Origin of the sequence: Kribbella sp. NPDC048928 (assembly GCF_043197975.1) — a bacterium.
GTDB lineage: Bacteria > Actinomycetota > Actinomycetes > Propionibacteriales > Kribbellaceae > Kribbella.
Genome location: NZ_JBICUC010000013.1, coordinates 87,906 through 106,335, shown reverse-complemented (window position 1 = coordinate 106,335; position 18,430 = coordinate 87,906). Strand labels below are relative to the sequence as shown.

17 protein-coding genes are annotated in these 18,430 nt (G+C 69.1%); 2 read left to right on the top strand and 15 right to left on the bottom strand.

Annotated features, from left to right (window positions below; genetic code table 11):
* Window positions 1-94: 94 nt before the first annotated feature.
* Complete coding sequence (locus ACGFI6_RS40180) at window positions 95-916, bottom strand: M55 family metallopeptidase (RefSeq protein WP_393127961.1); 822 nt, start codon at window positions 914-916, stop codon at window positions 95-97.
* Window positions 917-939: 23 nt separating this feature from the next.
* Between ACGFI6_RS40180 and ACGFI6_RS40175 the strand changes: the two genes are divergently transcribed.
* Entirely contained in the window at window positions 940-1,731 is a 792-nt protein-coding gene (locus tag ACGFI6_RS40175) for an AraC family transcriptional regulator (protein ID WP_393127960.1), read from the top strand.
* Here the strand turns inward: ACGFI6_RS40175 and ACGFI6_RS40170 are convergent.
* The 8 genes from ACGFI6_RS40170 to ACGFI6_RS40135 form a co-directional block, all read right to left on the bottom strand.
* On the bottom strand, window positions 1,703-1,945 hold the full coding sequence (locus ACGFI6_RS40170) for an SCO4848 family membrane protein (RefSeq protein ID WP_393127959.1): 243 nt from the start codon (window positions 1,943-1,945) through the stop codon (window positions 1,703-1,705). The two genes, ACGFI6_RS40175 and ACGFI6_RS40170, sit on opposite strands and share 29 nt — an antisense overlap.
* The gene (locus ACGFI6_RS40165; protein WP_393127958.1) at window positions 1,946-4,708 is read right to left on the bottom strand and encodes an AAA family ATPase; all 2,763 of its coding nucleotides are present in this window, start codon (window positions 4,706-4,708) and stop codon (window positions 1,946-1,948) included. It lies immediately after the preceding gene.
* A 162-nt stretch (window positions 4,709-4,870) separates the two neighbouring features.
* A complete protein-coding gene (locus ACGFI6_RS40160) occupies window positions 4,871-6,400 on the bottom strand; it encodes an amino acid permease (RefSeq protein ID WP_393127957.1) in 1,530 nt (509 codons plus the stop codon).
* 88 nt (window positions 6,401-6,488) lie between these two features.
* Window positions 6,489-7,208: a FadR/GntR family transcriptional regulator gene (locus ACGFI6_RS40155; RefSeq protein WP_393127956.1), complete on the bottom strand. Its 720-nt coding sequence runs from the start codon at window positions 7,206-7,208 to the stop codon at window positions 6,489-6,491.
* 9 nt (window positions 7,209-7,217) lie between these two features.
* Entirely contained in the window at window positions 7,218-7,994 is a 777-nt protein-coding gene (locus ACGFI6_RS40150; RefSeq protein ID WP_393127955.1) for a 3-oxoacyl-ACP reductase, read from the bottom strand.
* Between the two features lie 3 nt (window positions 7,995-7,997).
* Window positions 7,998-9,347, bottom strand: a complete 1,350-nt coding sequence (locus ACGFI6_RS40145) for an aldehyde dehydrogenase family protein (RefSeq protein ID WP_393127954.1) — start codon at window positions 9,345-9,347, stop codon at window positions 7,998-8,000.
* A complete protein-coding gene (locus tag ACGFI6_RS40140) occupies window positions 9,344-10,231 on the bottom strand; it encodes a gamma-glutamyl-gamma-aminobutyrate hydrolase family protein (RefSeq protein WP_393127953.1) in 888 nt (295 codons plus the stop codon). The genes ACGFI6_RS40145 and ACGFI6_RS40140 overlap by 4 nt, the downstream gene beginning before the upstream one ends.
* Entirely contained in the window at window positions 10,212-11,564 is a 1,353-nt protein-coding gene (locus ACGFI6_RS40135) for a glutamine synthetase family protein (protein ID WP_393127952.1), read from the bottom strand. Before ACGFI6_RS40135 ends, ACGFI6_RS40140 begins: the two co-directional genes overlap by 20 nt.
* A 129-nt stretch (window positions 11,565-11,693) precedes the next feature.
* Between ACGFI6_RS40135 and ACGFI6_RS40130 the strand changes: the two genes are divergently transcribed.
* On the top strand, window positions 11,694-12,830 hold the full coding sequence (locus ACGFI6_RS40130; RefSeq protein ID WP_393127951.1) for a D-alanyl-D-alanine carboxypeptidase family protein: 1,137 nt from the start codon (window positions 11,694-11,696) through the stop codon (window positions 12,828-12,830).
* An 8-nt stretch (window positions 12,831-12,838) separates the two neighbouring features.
* Here ACGFI6_RS40130 and ACGFI6_RS40125 read toward each other — a convergent pair whose 3' ends face one another.
* The 6 genes from ACGFI6_RS40125 to ngcE form a co-directional block, all read right to left on the bottom strand.
* On the bottom strand, window positions 12,839-13,903 hold the full coding sequence (locus tag ACGFI6_RS40125; RefSeq protein ID WP_393127950.1) for a YihY/virulence factor BrkB family protein: 1,065 nt from the start codon (window positions 13,901-13,903) through the stop codon (window positions 12,839-12,841).
* Window positions 13,904-13,931: 28 nt separating this feature from the next.
* Window positions 13,932-14,444, bottom strand: a complete 513-nt coding sequence (locus tag ACGFI6_RS40120; protein WP_393127949.1) for a 2'-5' RNA ligase family protein — start codon at window positions 14,442-14,444, stop codon at window positions 13,932-13,934.
* Entirely contained in the window at window positions 14,441-15,481 is a 1,041-nt protein-coding gene (gene trpS / locus ACGFI6_RS40115) for a tryptophan--tRNA ligase (protein ID WP_393127948.1), read from the bottom strand. Before trpS ends, ACGFI6_RS40120 begins: the two co-directional genes overlap by 4 nt.
* 75 nt (window positions 15,482-15,556) lie before the next feature.
* Complete coding sequence (locus tag ACGFI6_RS40110) at window positions 15,557-15,973, bottom strand: hypothetical protein (RefSeq protein WP_393127947.1); 417 nt, start codon at window positions 15,971-15,973, stop codon at window positions 15,557-15,559.
* A gap of 48 nt (window positions 15,974-16,021) precedes the next feature.
* A complete protein-coding gene (locus tag ACGFI6_RS40105) occupies window positions 16,022-17,029 on the bottom strand; it encodes an iron-siderophore ABC transporter substrate-binding protein (RefSeq protein WP_393127946.1) in 1,008 nt (335 codons plus the stop codon).
* A gap of 46 nt (window positions 17,030-17,075) precedes the next feature.
* Window positions 17,076-18,419, bottom strand: a complete 1,344-nt coding sequence (gene ngcE, locus ACGFI6_RS40100) for an N-acetylglucosamine/diacetylchitobiose ABC transporter substrate-binding protein (RefSeq protein ID WP_393127945.1) — start codon at window positions 18,417-18,419, stop codon at window positions 17,076-17,078.
* Window positions 18,420-18,430: the final 11 nt, after the last annotated feature.

Genomic DNA, 18,430 nt, shown 5'->3' with positions numbered 1-18,430 from the left:
GCTCCGACTCCTCAGCGTGCTCCACGTCAGACATCATCTCGGTCATCAGATCTACTCCCACGATCGGGGAGTTACACCGAACTTCTTACAGTCCCTACGGCGGGTTCGAGGTGACTGCTGTGCAGACTCGGAGGAAGAGGTTGAAGAGGCGGTAGAGGTGAAGCATGTCGGCTTCGACCACGACTGTTCGGTCGTCGCGGCGGGTTACACCGGGGATCGCGGTCAGGTGGGAAGTGACTGATGCGGACTGCCAGCGGACGGCCAGGGTGCGTGGGCCGGTCGGTCGCGTCGCCGGGGTCAGGGCGGCCAGGGCCTGTGTGGTGGTGGTCTCGATTGCGCTCCGGGCTTCCGCGACCGGTACGAGTTGGGCGGCGAAGCGGTCCTTGGCGAACTTCACCGGCACGGTCGCGACCGACGGGTCCCAGGCCTTCATCTCGTCGCAGGCAGTGTCGTCGCCGGTCAGGAGCGCGACCGGTACGCCGTACGCTGCCGCCGCCGCGTGGAACAGGCCGATCTCGCCGGTGACCTCGTCGTCCAGCCAGATGTCCTCGATCTCGTGGCCCATGAAGCTGTGGCTCAGCACACCGAGCACACCGGCGCGGGCGTGGTAGCCGATGCACAGCACGGCGTCGTGCTCCGCGGTCAGGCCTTCCATCATGCCCATCGGCTTCGGACGGCCCTTGATCAGCTGGGCGCGCGGATCGAGCAGGTCCGGCAGCAGGTTCCGCATCGGGCCGTGCGCGTCGTTCACCAGTACTTCGGTGGCGCCGGCAGCGTACGCACCGCGGATCGCAGCGTTCACGTCCTCGGTCATCAGCACCCGGCCGCGCTCGTAGTCGCGCCCCGGTGGCTGCACGTCCTCCGCGTCGACGACTCCGGTGACGCCTTCCATGTCCGCGCTCACATAGACCTTCACATCCCAGAGCGTATGTTCTTCGTATGAGCGGTGGCGCCGTGGTTCGGGCGTGGCGGCCCGGACTGCCCGGGCTCGTCGAGGTCCTGCATGCGCACTTCCCGACACACGCCTATCCGGTCCACACGCACGACGCGTGGACCGTGCTGATCGTCGACGAGGGCGCCGTCCGGTACGACCTGGACCACCACGAGCACGGTCTCGCGCAGGCTCAGGTCTCGCTGTTGCCACCGCACGTGCCGCACGACGGCCGCTCGGTGCTCCCCGGCGGCTTCCGGAAACGGGTGCTGTACCTGGCGCCGGATCGGCTCGGAGAGGGACTGATCGGGGCAGCGGTCGATCAGCCCGAGTACGTCGACCCAATGCTGAGGCACCGCATCCACCAGCTCCACGGGGTGCTCCTGGGCGGCCAGGAGGACCTGGAGGCGCAGAGCAGGCTGACGTTGATCGAGGAGCGTCTCGGCCAGCACCTGCGGCGGCAGGTCGTGGCGCCGACCGAGCGGAGTGACGCGGGCGTGGCCGGCGCGTTGCGCGATCTGCTGGATGCGAACGTACCGGACGGAATCACGCTGGAGGACGCGGCCAAGGTCGTGCATGCGCATCCGGCGCATCTGGTCCGCGCGTTCACCCGGGAGTACGGGATGCCGCCGCACCGGTATCTGACCGGTCGGCGGGTCGACCTGGCCCGGCGCTACCTGCTCGATGGGCGGCCGGCGGCCGAGGTGGCGAGGCTGGCCGGGTTCTACGACCAGTCCCACTTCACCCGGCACTTCAAGAAGGTCCTCGGGGTCACACCGATGAGTTTTGTCCGGGGCTGACCGGAGCCTTTGCTGCCTTGTACGCGCGAACGCCCCAGGTCCCGAGCAGCGCGGCGATCAGCAGGTTCACGATGATCAGGATCGTGTGCGCGACGTAGTACCCGGTCGGGCGGTCCTCGGTGTCCATCAGCGCCTTGATGAAACGCAGGTACGTGACGACGTTCCAGGCCGCGATACCGAGCAGGACGTAGGCGTGCTTTCTTTCGAGTTTCACTCAGCCATTCTGACTCGGGCGGTCCACCATGCGGAGCAGCTGGGTACGGTTCGCGACTCCGAAGCGGCGGTAGAGGCGGGTCAGCTGGGACTCGACGGCCTTCACAGACAGGTACAGCGCGGCGGCGATCTCGCGGTTGGTGGAGCCGTCGCGGACCATCGAGACGATCTGCTGCTCGTTGTCGGTCAGCTCCGAGGGCTGCCGGCTCCGGCTCGGTACGTCGAGGCGGGCGAGCTCGGTCTCCGCCACCTCGCGCCACGCTGACGCACCGTACGACTCGAACTGCTCGATCGCGTCCAGGAACGCGGTCCGCGCGACCGAACGCCGCCGCGCCTGCCGGGCGATCCGGCCGCGGGTCAGCTCGCCGCGCGCGAGATCGATCGGGTAGACCCGGTCCCCGGCCGTACTGATCGACTTCTCCAGCAGCTCCAGCGCGGCGGCCGGGTCACCCTGCTTGGCGACGAGCAGCGCCTCGGCGCGGTCCAGGCCGAGCTTGACCACGACGCGGTCCAGGTTCTCGGCGCGGGTGCGGATCTCGGCGATCAGGGCGGCCGCGTCGTCCAGCCGGCCGGCCGCGATCAGTGCCTCCGCGTAGTCCGCGTGCCACGGGATCACCGCGGGGTCGAACGGCATCGCCGCCTCCCCCGACTCCGCGATCGCGTCGAACGCCTCCACCGCGTGCTGTGGGTCGCCGGTCAGGACGCCGATCTGCCCGAGTGCGGCGAGCGCCGGGCCGGTCCACTCGTCGTTCCCGACCAGGCGGACGGCCTCCAGCGCCGACTCGGCAAGCTGCCGGCCCGCAGACGCGGTACCACCGGCCCACTCCGCGCGGCAGGCGATCACCATGCCGACCTCGGCCTCGTCGCCGATGTCCTGCATCAGCTGGTAGCACTCGTGCCCGGAGATCAGCGCGTCGGCACCGCGGCCGCTGCGCTCGTTGATCGCGGTCGCCGAGATCAGTACGGACGCCAGCCAGCGCATCGCGCCGTGATCTCGCACCTCGTCGGCCAGCGCGTTGATCTCGGTGATCGCCTCGGCGGTCCGGCCGCGGAACAGCTGCTGCATCGCGGCCATCTGCCGGGCGTTCATGGTGGTCCGGGTCAGCGGCAGGCCCTTCGCCAGCTCGGCGGCCTGTTGCAGTACGGCGTCAGCGGACTCGCCGGCATCGCGGACCACCAGCACCGAACTGGCCGCACTCAACGCGTCGACGACCGCCTCGGTGTCGCCGGCCTCGCGGGCCAGCTGCTCGGCGATCCGCGCGTGCTCCTGCGCCTCGTCGAGGCTCCGGTCGAAGTAGTGGCTGTTGCTGAGCTCGATCCGAACCCGGGCCTCAAGCTCCTTGTGCCCCACAGCCGCGGCGAACGCCTCGGCGAGCAGCTCGACCCGCCGGTCCCGCTCCGGCCACACGGCGTCCGCACAGAGCAGCAGGGCCGGGACCTTGGTCTTCGCCGTCGTGGCGACCTGGGCGGCGAGCTGCGCCATGTCGGCCGACTCGGCCATGTGACCGGCGGCGGTCGCGTCGTCGGCGGCGCGGGTCAGGCGGCGGGCACGTTCGTCGGGCTCGGTCAGCGGGGTCCGCTCCGCGCTCAGCCGCCAGAGCGTCGCGGCCGCACCGGGCGCGCCACGGCCGGCGGCCACCGTGGCGGCCTCCTCGATCGCGGTGGCCAGGTGCGCGTCGGCCGCCTGGGTGGCGAGTGCGCGATGGGTCGCGTTCTCGACCGGCTCGTCGACGACGGCGGCGAGCTTCGCGTGCGCCCGCCGGCGATCGGCCGAGGTGGCCTCGGCGTACACGAACTCGCGCAGCAAGGGGTGGGTGAAGCGGAGCCGATCGGCGGCGACGTCGATCAGCCCGAGCGTCTCCGCCTCGGCCAGATCGGCGTCGACCGGGCGGTCGAGCGACCGCGCCAGCTGGGTCGTGGTCGGGCGCGGCGACGACGCGGCATGCAGCAGCAGCTCGTGCGTACTGGTCGACATGTCCGCGAGGCGCTCGCCGAGGAGCGTCTTCAGGCGGCTGGAGACCGGGAGCGGATCGTTCGGCGAGACGCTCTTCGGATGCCGCAGCACCGCGCGGCCGAGCTCCAGAGCCATGAACGGGTTGCCGGCGCTCGCGGCGAAGATGCGACGGGCGGTACGGACCGGGAGCGGGCTGGACAGGCGCTGCCGAAGGAGGCCGAGCACATCGGGCTCGGTCAGCGGCGGGACCTCGAGCTGGAGAACGGGCTCGGGGCAGGCGTCGACCATCATCGGGAGGTCCCCGTCGGCGACCTGCTCGGTCGCCAGCAGGTGCACACCCTCGTCCAGCCGACGAGCACAGAACGTGAGCACTTCGAGGCTGGACGGGTCCACCCATTGGATGTCGTCGACCACAATCAGGACCGGCCCCGTGGTGGCGAGGCGGCGGAGCACGTGCAGTACGGCGAGACGTACCGCAAGCTCGTCACGCACCGTGTCTGGCGCGCTGGCCTTCAGCAGCGCCACCTCGAGCGGCTGGCGGAGGTGGTCGGGCAGCACCTGCCACGCGAAGTCGAGTTGGTTGGAGAGCAGGTCGAGGAGTGTGACGTACGGCAGGCCGGCCTCGGAGTTGGACGGTGCCGCGCTGAGGATCCGGCAGCCCTCGCGGCTGCGGTCCGCGACGAGCGCCCGGCCGAGGGCAGACTTTCCGATACCGGTCGGGCCGTACAGCAGCACGCTTCCGCTGGTCTCGAGCTGCTTGGTAGCACGCTCGACCAGTCCGCTCCGGCCAACCAGCTCGTCGTCTGTCATCCAGCTCCCCGAAGGATTACCTGCGCCGATTATCACAGCTTAAGGGCGATCGACACGGCGAGTGTCACATGAGGAAAAGTGTTGGCCACCATCCTGACACTCCGGACTGCTCAGTTCCGAGCAGTCGGGGCGGCACGATCGTGCCGGGGCACCGGATGGTCTTCAGATGGACTCCAGATCGCGTTCGATGGCGGCGAGTTCGGCCTCGGTGCCCTGGACCTTGGGGCCGGTGAACCAGCGGCGCGCCGACAAGAACCAGTACGCGGCCGCGAAGCCGAGCACGACCAGGACGGCAATCGGCGTGTAGTTGAAAGTGCTACCGGTGACCGGACTGACCTGCGGCAGCATGAACAGGATCGTGATGAAGCAGACCCAGACGATCGCGACGATGCCGATCGGGCGGCTCCAGCGACCGAGGTTCCACGGGCCGGGCTGGAAGCGGTTGCCCTGCAGCAGCCGGAGCAACGTGGGCAGGACGTAGGCGATGTAGAGGCCGATCACCGCGATCGACGTGACCGCTGCGTACGCCGTCGCGTTCCACAGGTACGGCAGACCGAGAACGAACGCGCCGCCGGCGGCCAGCCAGATCGCGTTGGTCGGCGTCCGCGTGCGGTGGTTGATCTTGTGCCAGAGCCTCGACCCGGGCAGCGCGCCGTCCCGCGAGAACGCGTAGATCATCCGCGAGTTCGCGGTCACCGACGACATCCCGCAGAACAGCTGCGCGCCGATCACCACGAGCAGCAGGATCTTCCCGGTCACCTGGCCGACGGCGTCGATGAAGATCTGCGCGGGTGGTACGCCGGTGGAGCTGTCGAGCGCCCCGTCGTAGCTCTGGATCGCGAACGTCAGACCGATCAGCAGCACCCACCCGGCGGCGAGCGAGACCAGGATCGACATCACGATGCCCCGAGGGCCGGAGCGCGCCGCGTCGTGCGTCTCCTCGGTCATGTGCGCGGACGCGTCGTACCCGGTGAAGGTGTACTGCGCGAGCAACAGGCCGAGCAGTGCGACGTAGAACGTCGAGCCCCAGCCGGTGTTGTTCACGAAGTGCCCGAACACGAACGACGCGGACTGGTGCTTGTCCGGTACGACGATCAGGACGACGACGATGGCCAGTACGCCGAGGATGTGCCACCAGACGCTGATGTCGTTGAGGCGCGCGACCAGCTTCACGCCGAACGAGTTGAGCAGCCCATGCACGATCAGGATCAACCCGAACAGCAGGATCGTGTGCCCTGGCGTGGCGCTGAAGCCGAACTGCAGGTCGAGGAACGCGTTCAGGAAGAACGCCGCGCCGAAGTCGATGCCGGCCGTCACCGCGACCTGGCCGAGGAAGTTGAACCATCCGGTGAACCAGGACCAGGCGGCGCCGTTCGACGGCGCGAGCTTCGCGGCCCAGTAATACAGGCCGCCCGCGGTCGGGTAGCTCGAGCAGACCTCCGCCATCGCGAGGCCGACGAACAGGGTCATCAGCCCGACGATCGGCCAGCCCCAGACGATCAGTACCGGGCCTCCGGTGTTCATCCCGAACCCGTACAGGGTCAGGCAGCCGGACAGGATCGAGATGATCGTGAAGGACACCGCGAAGTTCGAGAACCCGGACATCGTCCGGTTCAGCTCCTGGGCGTAGCCCAACTGGTGCAGGCGTTGCTCGTCGTCGGTCATCGGGGCGGCGGATTCGTCGTTGCTCACTGCTGGCCTCCTGGACAGTGGCGCCTCAATGGTCTCCCCCCAGACCTTTAACTCATTGAGGCAGCCGGGCGGCCCAGGTGTCAAGAAGTCAGTCGAGAAAGCCGTGCAGCAGTACTGCTGTGCCTTGGAGATGTTCTTGCATGGCTTGGCGGGCGGCCGGTGCGTTGCCGGCCAGGATGGCGTCGACGATCGTCCGGTGCTGTTCGTTGGAGTGCTCGATGTTGCGTTCGAGCAGCGGAATCGCGTCCAGCAGCGCGTTCAGGCGCATGCGGACGTCGGCCATCGCAGACGTCAGCGACGGCGAGCCGGTGACCTCGGCGATGGCGAGGTGCAGGCGGGAGTCGAGGCGGCGGTAGTCGGTGAGGGAGGCGGCGGCGTTCTCGTCGAGGCAGCGTTGCAGGTGGTCGCGTTCGGCGTCGCTGAGGGTGCGGGATGCGGCGGCTTCGGCAGCACCGGTCTCCAGTACGAACCGGAGCGTCAGCGCGTCGTCGATGCCGGAGGCCAGGTCGCGGGCGAGGCGTTTGGCGGACGTACGCCGGGGTTTCGGGAGCTGCTCGTTGACGAACGTGCCGCCGTACCGGCCGCGGCGGGATTCGACGTACCCGGCCTCGGTGAGGGCGTGGATCGCCTCCCGGAGCGTGACCCGGCTGACGTTCAGCCGGGTCGCGAGCTCGCGCTCCGGCGGCAACCGGTCGCCGGGCGCGACGACGCCGAGCTTGATTGCCTGCAGCAACCGCTCGACCGTCTCCTCGAACGGGTTCCCGGCCCGGACCGGCCGGAACACCGCGTCATCTGCCTGAACGACCATGAGCTAACACTAGATCGGGGTGACGTAGGCTCCCGAGATTCCGCCGTCGACGAGGAACGTGTTGGCGGTGACGAAGGACGAGTCGTCGCTGGCCAGGAACGCGACCGCGGCGGCGATCTCCTCCGGCTCGCCGAAGCGGCCCATCGGGACGTGCACCAGCCGGCGCCCGGCGCGCTCCGGGTCCTTCGCGAACAGCTCGGTCAGCAGCGGCGTGTTCACCGGGCCCGGGCAGAGCGCGTTCACCCGGATCCCCTGCCGCGCGAACTCGACACCGAGCTCGCGGCTCATCGCCAGCACGCCGCCCTTCGAGGCCGAGTACGAGATCTGCGACGTCGCCGCGCCCATCACCGCGACGAACGACGCGGTGTTGATGATCGAGCCCTTGCCCTGCCGCTGCATGTACGGGATCGCGGCCTTGCAGCACAGGTACACCGATGTCAGGTTGACCTCCTGCACCTTGCGCCACGCCTCCAGCCCGGTGTCCAGGATCGAGGCGTCGTCGGGCGGCGAGATGCCCGCGTTGTTGAAGGCGATGTCCACGCTGCCGTACGTCGCGAACGCCTGCTGGAAGAGGTTCTCCACCGCGGCCGGATCGACCACGTCGGTCGCCACGAACAGGCCACCCACCTCGTCCGCGGCGTCCTTGCCGGCAGCCGGGTCCAGGTCGCCGATCACGACGTGCGCGCCCTCCGCGGCCAGCCGGCGTACCGTGGCCAGCCCGATCCCGCTTGCGCCACCCGTAACGACTGCGACGCGCCCCTCGAGCCGATGCGCCTTGACGTCCATGTCTCAATCCTCCGTGCTGATGAAGATGTTCTTGGTCTCGGTGAACGCGGCGAGCGCGTCCGGGCCGAGCTCCCGGCCGAGACCGGACTGCTTGTAGCCGCCGAACGGCGTCGAGTACCGGACCGAGGCGTTGGAGTTGATCGACAGGTTGCCGGCCTCGACCCCACGACCGACCCGGATCGCCCGCCCGACGTCCCGCGTCCAGATCGAGCCGGACAGCCCGTACTCGCTGTCGTTGGCGATCCGCAGCGCATCCGCCTCGTCCTCGAACGGAAGCACCGCAACGACCGGCCCGAAGATCTCCTCGCGCTGGGCCCGCTCCGATCCCGGCGCCAGCACGGTCGGCGGGAACCAGAAGCCGGCACCGCTGGGCGCATTGCCTTGAAAGGCGGGGTTCTGGGCGTACGAAGCGACGCGCTCGAGCTGCGCCTGCGAGATCAACGGCCCCATCTCCGTCGCCGGATCGTTGGGATCACCAACCTTGACGTTCTTCACGGCCGGTTCCAGCAGCTCCATGAACCTGTCGTACGCCGATCGCTCGACGAGGATCCGGGACCGCGCGCAGCAGTCCTGCCCCGCATTGTCGAACACCCCGTACGGCGCTTGCGCTGCCGCCTTCTCCAGGTCGGCGTCGGCGAACACCACGTTCGCGGACTTGCCGCCCAGCTCGAGCGTCACGCGCTTCACCTGGTCGGCGCACCCGGCCATGATCTGCTTGCCGACCGTGGTGGAGCCGGTGAAGACGATCTTGCGGACCGCGGGATGGGTGACGAACCGTTGGCCAACCGTCTTGCCGGGACCCGGGACGATTTCGAAGACGCCGGGCGGGATACCTGCCTCGAGTGCCAGTTCGCCGAGGCGCATGGCGGTGAGCGGAGTCAGCTCGGCGGGCTTGAGGACGACCGTGTTGCCGGCCGCCAGTGCGGGCGCGAAACCCCAGCCGGCGATCGGCATCGGGAAGTTCCACGGGACGATCACGCCGACCACGCCGAGCGGTTCGGAGAAGGTGAGGTCGATGCCGCCGGCCACCGGGATCTGCCGGCCGAACAGGCGTTCCGGCGCGGCGGAGTAGTAGGTCAGTACGTCGCGGACGTTGCCGGCCTCCCAGCGGGCGTTGCCGATCGTGTGCCCGGCGTTCTCGACCTCCAGCGCGGCCAGGTTCTCCAGGTCCGCGTCGACCGCGTCGGCGAACCTGCGGAGCAGCCGTCCCCGATCGGCCGGAGTCACGTTCCGCCAGGTCTGGAAGGCTGTCGCGGCCCTGGCGATCGCCTGGTCCGCCTCGGCCTCGGTGGCCAGCGGGATCGTGCGGACGACCTTCTCGGTGGCCGGGTTGATCACGTCGTACGTCGTCATGCGGTACTTCTCCTGGATGCGTCGATCAGCGCGGTGAACAGCCGCAGGTCGTCGAGGGTCTCCTCCGGATGCCACTGCACACCGAGAGCGAAGTCGTGGCCGGCGACCTCCGCGGCCTCGACCGTTCCGTCGCCGGCCCGGGCCGTCACCCGCAGGTCCGGGGCGACGACGTCCAGCGCCTGATGGTGGTAGCAGCTCCCGGTCGCGCGCTCGCCGAGGATCCGCGCCGTCAGCGTGCCCGGCTCGGTCTTGACCTCGACCGCACCGAACACCGCCGGCTGTGGGCGATGCGCTTCGTGAGCGACAACGTCGGGCAGATGCTGGTGCAGCGTCCCGCCCAGCGCGACGTTCAGCATCTGCAACCCACGGCAGACCGCGAGCAACGGCAGCTCCCGATCCAGGGCCTCTCGGATCAGGACGGTTTCGTGGTGGTCCCGGCCGGGCCTGGTGTCGGCGGTCTCGGGATGCGGCGTCGCTCCGTACGAGCCTGGATCGACATCGCATCCACCCGCGATCACGAGACCGTCCAGCAGGCCCAGTACCGACGGATCGGTGCCGACCGGGGGCAGCAGGATCGGCGTACCACCGGCGGCCGCGATCGCGTCCAGGTAGACGCGCGGAAGGATCGCGGCCTCACGGTTCCAGATCCCCCAGGTCGCCGGCTCGAGGTACGTAGTGATGCCGATCCGCGGCGGCCGTTCAGGGCCTGTCGGGTAGTCCAGGGCCGTAGCGAGGAGGTGCTCGGTGCGGTAGCTCGGCGTGCGGGGGCGAAGGTCTCGATGCGGAGCATCGTGGCCTTCGGTCCCGTGCGGCGAGGTGCCGTGCCGAGTGCCCCGCAGTAGGCGCTGGACTACCCGACAGGCCCTAAAGGCGTTCGAAACCACGGACTCGCTCCCAGTCGGTGACGGCGGCGTCGTACGCGTCGAGCTCCACGCGCGCGGCGTTGACGTAGTGGTCGACCAGCTCGTCGCCGAACGCGGTCCGGGCGAGCTTCGAGCCGGCGAAGAGCGCGGCGGCCTCCCGCAGCGTCGACGGGACGTGCTCCTTGTCGGACTCGTACGCGTTGCCCTCCAGCAGCGGCTCGAGCTCCAGCTCCTCCTCGATGCCGTGCAGGCCGGACGCGACGATCGCGGCGACCGCGAGGTACGGGTTCACGTCGCCGCCCGGGAGGCGGTTCTCCACGCGCAGCGAGTCGCCGTGACCGACCACGCGCAGCGAGCAGGTGCGGTTGTCGAGGCCCCACGCAACAGCTGTCGGGGCGAAGCTGCCCTTCGCGAACCGCTTGTACGAGTTGATGTTCGGAGCGAGCAGGTAGGTGAACTCGGTCAGGCAGGCGAGCTGCCCGGCGATGAAGTGCTCCATCAGGCGCGAGAAACCGTGGGCACCGTCGCCGGCCAGTACGGGATCGCCGTCCGGGCTGCGGAAGCTCAGGTGGATGTGGCACGAGTTGCCCTCACGTTCGTCGTACTTCGCCATGAACGTGAGGCTCTTGCCGTGCTTCGCCGCGATCTCCTTCGCGCCGGTCTTGTAGATCGAGTGGTTGTCGCAGGTCGCGAGCGCCTCGTCGTACCGGAACGCGATCTCGTGCTGGCCGAGGTTGCACTCGCCCTTCGCGGACTCGACGTACAGGCCGGCGCCCTCCATCCCGGTGCGGATGTCGCGCAGCAGCGGCTCGATCCGCGAGGTGCCGAGCAGGGAGTAGTCGACGTTGTACTGGTTCGCGGGGACCAGGTCGCGGTACTGCTTGGTCCAGGCGGTCTCGTAGGTGTCGTCGAAGACCATGAACTCGAGCTCGGTGCCGACGTACGCCTGCAGCCCGCGCTCAGCGAGCCGGTCGAGCTGTTTGCGGAGCACCTGCCGCGGCGAGGCGACCACCGGCGTACCGTCGAGCCACTGCACGTCGCAGAGCACCAGCGCGGTCCCCTCGAGCCAGGGGATCAGCCGCAGCGTGTCCAGGTCGGGTGCCATCACCAGGTCGCCGTACCCGCGCTCCCAGGACGACATCGTGTATCCGTCGACGGTGTTCATGTCCACGTCGACAGCCAGCAGGTAGTTGCACCCCTCGGTCCCGTGCTTCAGCACCTCCTCGAGGAAGTACCGAGCCCCGCACCGCTTCCCCTGCAACCGGCCCTGCATGTCCGTGATCGCCACCAGCACCGTGTCGACCACCCCCGCCGCCACCAGTCCCCGCAGCTCCTCCACATCCAACCCGACCACTCCCAAACCCTATTGGTCTGTTTCCAGTCCATTGACTCAAGCCTGGCGACCGCTGTCAATGCGGTACCCGATCCAGGCAGCGAGACCCGACTGTGACATCTGGACCGGTGGGGAACTAGAGTGCGGCCGATGCGTTTGCTTCTGACGGCCTGCGCTACCGCCGCACTGGTGGGAGCCGGACCTCTGACAGCGACCGCTGCCGGGCAGGGCCCAGAAGGCCCCGTCGGCGGCGAGCTGATGACCGCGAAGCCGACGGTGGTCGCCAACGGGGCGGCACCGCCGGCCGTCCAGGCATCGGCGTACGTGGTGGCCGATCTGGACACCGGTCAGGTGCTGGCCGCCAAGGCTCCGCACGCCAAGCTCCGACCGGCGAGCACGCTCAAGACGCTGACCGCCCTGGTCCTGCTGCCGCGGCTGAAGAAGACCGATCCGGTCATCGGGACGAGCGCGGACGCCGGGATCATCGGCAGCAAGGTCGGCGTCTACCCGGGCCTGCACTACACCGTCGACCTGCTCTTCCAGGGCATGTTCCTGGCCTCCGGGAACGACGCCGTGCACGCGCTCTGCGCCCACGACCAGGGCGGCGTCCCGGCGACCATCCAGCGGATGAACCTGAAGGCCAAGGACCTGAACGCGCTCGACACGCACGTCACGGACCCGACCGGGCTGGACGCCGACGGTCAGTTCTCCAGTGCGTACGACCTGGCCCTGTTCGCGCGGGCCGGACTGCAGCGGCAGGACTTCGCGAAGTACGCGTCGACCAAGTACACGAACTTCCCGAACGTCGGGAACAAGGGCACCTACCAGGTCGCCAACCAGAACAAACTGCTGTTCAGCTACGACGGCGCGCTCGGCGTGAAGACCGGCTACACCACCCTCGCCCGGAACACGTTCGTCGGCGCCGCCCGCCGCAACGGGCACACGCTGGTGGTGACGATGATGAACGCGCCGCACGGCATCACCGAGGACGCCGGCAACCTGCTGACCTGGTCGTTCGCGAACTACGCCAAGCTCAAGCCGGTCGGTACGCTGATCAAGCCGGCCGCCGCCCCGCCGAAGAACCAGTCCACCGGCAAGTCCGGCGGCCAGGACAAGCCGACCGTACGGAAGGCCGGCGAACCGCCGACCCGCGCCGCGCTCAACCCCGGCCAGGCCGTCACGTCGCTCGCGTTCCGGATCCCCGTCTGGGTGTACGCCGCGCCGCCGGTCCTGCTTCTCAGCCTGTTCCTGCGCCGCCCGCGAACCCTCCGCCGCCGCCGTCACTGACCCGACGGTCAAGAACGGCGGACCGTACGTACTGCTCGGAGCGCCTGGACGGCCAGCGTGGTGACGGTGGCTCCGAGCACCGCGCCCGCGGCGACCGCCACGGTGTCGGCCTTACGTTCCGGGATCGGCACCACCTTGAACCGCTTGCCGGGCGGCCCGAGCAGCAACGGCTCAGGCTCTGAGTCGATCTCGGAGGCAGTCTCGGAAGCAGTCTCGGAGGCAGTCTCGATGGCCGGCTCGCGGTCGAGGGTGGCTTCCTTGGTCCAGGCCGCGACCAGCATGATCACGCGGGTCATCAGGTAGATCCAGACGAGCAGCGCGAGCGGCAGGGCGAGGGCGCCGTACGCAGCGTTCGCGCCGATCACGTGGTTCACGTAGACGTTCCCGAGCCGCTGCGCCAGGTAGAACACGATGCCGCCGGCCAGCGCCGCGATCAGCACCACCTTGCGCGGCAGCAGGATCCGCGGCAGCGCGGTCTGCAGGTACGTGAACAGGACCGCGCCGGCCGCGATCCCGACCACGATGCTGCACAGCCCGAGCCCCCAGTGCGCCAGCCAGGTCCCGTCCAGATCGGTCCAGTCGACGATCCGCTTGGACAGCCCGGTGAGGATCGACGAGGCGCCGGTGGCAATCAGGCCGAGCAGCCCGAGGCCGATCAGCGCGCCGAGATCGACGACCTTCAGCTTGACGGCGTTCCCGGGCTCGTCGTCCAGCTCGTGCATCGAGCGGATCGAGGCCCGCAGCGAGTCGATCCAGCCGAGGCCGGTGAGCAGCAGCGACACCCCGGACACCAGCCCGATGGTGCCGGCGTTCGAGATCAGCGAGTCGATGTCGATCTTGTCGCCGATCCCGGGCAGGTTCTTCTGCAGCGCGTCCTTGAGCGCCTCGATCGCGTCGTGGCCGAGCAGCGGGCCGGTGACCGCGGCCGCGAGCACGATCAGCGGGAACAGGGACAGGAACCCGAAGAAGCTCGTCGCTCCGGCCAGGCGGTTGCCGCGGCGGTCGCCGTACCGTTTCCAGGCGCGCCACAGCTGGGTCCGGCGGAACCGTTGCCACGCCGACTTGAGGTTCATGGATCTCCTGTACCCGGGGTAAGGAGCCTCAGCCTGCCAGCGGGAACGAACGCTGCGGCCGCCACACGCCGTCCGCGCCGTGTTCGTAACGGCTGAAGTACTCGACGTCGAAGACGCAGTCGTACTCCGAGAGCGCGTCGTAGGCGCGGTCGAGGGCATCCGTGTCCAGGTCGTGCGCGACCGTGACATGCGGGTGGTACGGGAACTTGAGATCGACCTGCAGCGGGCCGGACCGGACCCGCGACTGCAGCACCTCGCACGAAGAGATGCCCTCCGCGAGCGGTACGAACACCACCGGCGAGATCGGCCGGAACGTCGCCGTGCCGCGCAGCCGGATCCGGAACCTGGGGAACCGGGCCGCCAGCGCGAGCAGGTGCTCGTCGATCACCGGCAGTTCGGCGGCCTCGATCTCGGTCGGCGGCAGCAGCGTGACGTGGGTCGGGATCGACGCGGCCATCGGGTCCCCGAAGTCCGAGCGGTACTTCTGCAGCTCCGTACCGTACGGCTCCGCAATCGGAATCGCGACACCAATAGTGGTCATGCGTGGACGAAACCGAGCCGGTCGTAGACCCGGGCCAGGGTCGGCTCGGTGACCGCGCGGGCGCGCTCGGCACCGGCCGCGAGGATCGCGTCCAGCTGTGCCTTGTCGTCCAGGTAGGTCAGCGTCTTCTCCCGGAACGGGGTGACGAACTCGACCACCACGTCGGCCAGGTCCTTCTTGAAGTCGCCGTACCCACGACCGGCGTACTCGTCCTCGAGCTCGCTGATCTTCTTGCCGGTGAGCGCCGAGTAGATGGTCAGCAGGTTCGCGACGCCGGGCTTGTTCTCCTCGTCGAAGACCACGTCCCGGCCGGAGTCGGTGACCGCGGAGCGGATCTTCTTCGCGCTCGCCTTCGGCTCGTCGAGCAGGTCGATGATGCCGGCCGGCGACGACCCGGACTTGCTCATCTTCGAGCTCGGGTCCTGCAGGTCGAAGATCTTCGCGGTCTCCTTGACGATGTACGCCTCGGGCACCCGGAAGGTCTTGCCGAACCGGTGGTTGAAGCGCTGCGCCAGGTCGCGGGTCAGCTCCACGTGCTGCCGCTGGTCCTCACCGACCGGGACCCGGTCGGCCTGGTAGACCAGGATGTCCGCGGCCTGCAGGATCGGGTAGGTGAACAGGCCGACGGTGGCGCGGTCGGCGCCGCCCTTCGCGGTTTTGTCCTTGAACTGCGTCATCCGGCTGGCCTCGCCCATCCCGGTGATGCAGGACATCACCCAGGCGAGCTGGGCGTGCTCCGGCACCTGCGACTGGACGAACAGGGTGGACCGCTCCGGGTCGATCCCGGCCGCGAGCAGCTGCGCGGCGGACCGCCGGGTGCGCTCGCGAAGGGCCTTCGGGTCGTACTCCACGGTGATCGCGTGCAGGTCGACGACGCAGTAGAACGCCTCGTGGTCGTCCTGCAGGGCAACCCACTGCCGCAACGCACCGAGGTAGTTGCCGAAGTGGAAGGAGTCCGCCGTCGGCTGGATCCCGGAGAGCACCCGCGGGCGCCGCTGAGAACCGGCTGCGGAGGGGTCAGACGCAGCATGGGACATGGGGCTGATTCTGCCAGCGATCGAAGTCCGGCCCGTCACCGGGCGGCGGATCAGTCATATCGCAGGGACTATGAGTCACCAGGTCCAGCCGCGGGCGGCCAGTTCCTGCTCCTCCTGCCAGCGCTTCGCCTCGGAGCGTTTCTGGTCGGGCGGGTCGGGGCAACCGGCCAGGCGGCAGGCCTCGTCCAGCAGGTCGTCGTACGCGGCCTCGAGCGCCATCAGGCGGTGGGCACGGGCGTAGACGTGGGGTGTGGACTCGACCCGACGGATCTTGCTCGACAGGCAGGTCAGGCGGGTCTGCAGGCGTAATGTGTCGAACGGATCCGGCGCCGGGACCGTCGTCCGGTGCAGCCGCGCCGTCAGCCGAGCGGTCCGGCGACGCACCCGACGACGCATACGACGCCGCCAGGGTGCGGGCGGCGGGTTCGGCAAGAGGAGCCCGAGCAGGCCGCAGAGCAGCAGGAACACACCGAATGCTGTCAGCCAGGCCATCGCTCTCACTTCCCACTTCAGAGCGTAAGGCCGGGCGGCGGCGCGGTTCTACCCGTTAGTTGCGGGGTTTCCGTCCACCGCGGCCGCGAGCTTCGGGACGAGCTCGTCGAGGACGATCGGCAGGCTCAGTACGGAGACGAAGCTGGTCGCGCCGTAGAGCTGGTCGTCATAGTTCTCCTCGATGAACACGTCCCGGCCCTCGGTACGGACCTTGAGGTTCTTGTAGAGCGGGTCCGCCTGCAGCTTCGCCGTACCGCCCTTGGTCGGGAACCACACCAGCGCCTGCTGGTCGAGCAGCGAGATCCGCTCCTTGCTGATGTTCGCGCCGAACTTGTCCCCGATCGTCTTGTCCAGCCCGGCCGGCAGCGTGAACCCGAAGTCGGTGAGCAGCCGCGAGCGCGGATCCTGCGTCCCGTAGATGAAGTAGCCCTCGTACGGCGTCGCCATCAGCGCGGTCTTGCCCTTGAACTCCGGATGCTGGGCCCGTGCGTCGGCGAACCGCTTCTCGATGCCCTTCACCAGCTCGTCGGCCTGGTCCGGCCTGCCGACCGCCCGCCCGACCGTCCGCGCCACCACCTGCCACGACACGCCGTAGTCCGGTACACCGGCCGGCTGCGCGACCGTCGGCGCGATGTCGCTGAGCTTCTGGTAGTCGTCGGCCGTGATCCCGGAGTACAGCCCGATGATCAGGTCCGGCTGCAGCGCGGCGATCTTCTCGAACTGCAGCCCGTCCTTGCCGCTCAGCACCTGCGGTACGGCGCCATCACCGAGCTTCACCTTCGCCCACGGGAAGAGCGCGCCCGGCTTCTCCCCGAACCACTCGGTCGTCGCCACCGGTACGTCGCCGAGCGCGAGCAGCGCGTCCTGCTCGACCAGGCCGACCGTCACGATCCGCTGCGGTGCCTGCTTGACGACGGTGTCGCCGTACTTGTTCTTGATCGTCACCGGGAACGCGCCACCCTGCTGGGCGGCAGCCAGCGGCACGTCGTCGTCGGCTCCGCTTCCGCAGCCGGTCAGGGCGAGCAGGAGTACGGCCAGAAGCACCAGCGGGCGCATGCGAACCTCACAGGGTTGGTTAGGTTGCCCTAACCTAACTCAGATCTCAGTCCCGGTGGTACTTGGTGACCGCGGCGTCCTGCTTGACCTTGTCCGCGGCCGCCTGGATGCGGCCGGCCCACTCGGACTGCTGCAGCCCGCCGGCCATGAACTGCCCGGTGGCCTCGGCAGCCGTGGTGGCGAAGTCCGGGTACCAGGTGTCGAAGTACCACTTGATGATCTGGTCGCCGGCTGCCGACAGCAGGTCCCGGGCCGAGCCGAGCGCCGTGGTCAACTCCAGCCCGTCGGCCGCGCCGCGAACGATGGTGAGCTGCTTGGACTCCGAGCTGACCTGCCGCGCGACGTCCGCCGACAGCAACGCCCGCAGGTACTCCAGCCCACCGGCCTTGTTCTTCGCCTTGTCCGGGACCAGGAACGGCGCGGTCCCGGCAACGTGCAGCCCGCTCGCCATCGCGGGCGAGGAGTCCAGCGCCGGTACGGCGAACACGGTCAGCGCGAACTCGTCCGAGACCAGGCCCTTCATCTCGTTCTCGAGCCAGTTCCCGCACGGCAGCATCCCGGCCTTGGAGGCGAGGAAGCGCTTCTGCGAGCCGAGATGGTCGTACTGCGCGGTGCCGGGCGCGAGCAGACCGCGCTTGGTCAGCTCGCCGACCGCGTTGATCGCCTTGGTGACGCTCTCGTCCTTCCAGGCGCCGTCCTCCAGGTTGTCGATCCGCTTCGTCACGTCCGGGCCGCCGGTCTTGGCCGCAAGCGTGAGGACCAGTTCGAGGAGGTAGTACGGGTGCGTACCGGCGTAGATGAACGGGCCGAGGCCGGCCGCCTTCATGTCGGAGCCGAGCGCCAGCAGGTCCGGCCAGGTCCGCGGAACATCCCAGCCGTTGCGCTGGAACAGGCTGGCCGAGTACCAGATGCCGTACACGCTCGAGATGTAGTTGAGCGTCCGCTGCGTACCGTCGAACTGCCCGACCTCCAGCATGTCGGGCACCAACTGGTCCTTGACCTTGGCCGCCTGGTCGTCCCAGGACGGCGCGTCCAGGAGCTGCTGCAGCTCCGCGAGTTGGCCGTCCTTGACCAGTTTGCCGAGGGTCAGCTTCTGGTCGCCGGTGGAGAGCACCACGTCGGGCGGCGTGCCGGTCGCGAACCGCGGCAGCAGGTCGTCCGACAGCTGAGCCGTCAGCTTCGGGCTGATGGTCGCGCCGGCGTACTTCTTCCGGTACGCCGCCGCCGCGAACCCGCCGTACTCCTCGGTGACGATCACGTCCACCGAGGCAGACCCGTCCACGGTGAACGGGTTGCTCGGCGACACGGACGGCGCGACCGGCTCCTTGGAACAACCGCTCAGCACCGCACCGGCCAGCGCCCCCTGCAGTAACGTCCGCCGTTTAAGCATCACGGCAGGCT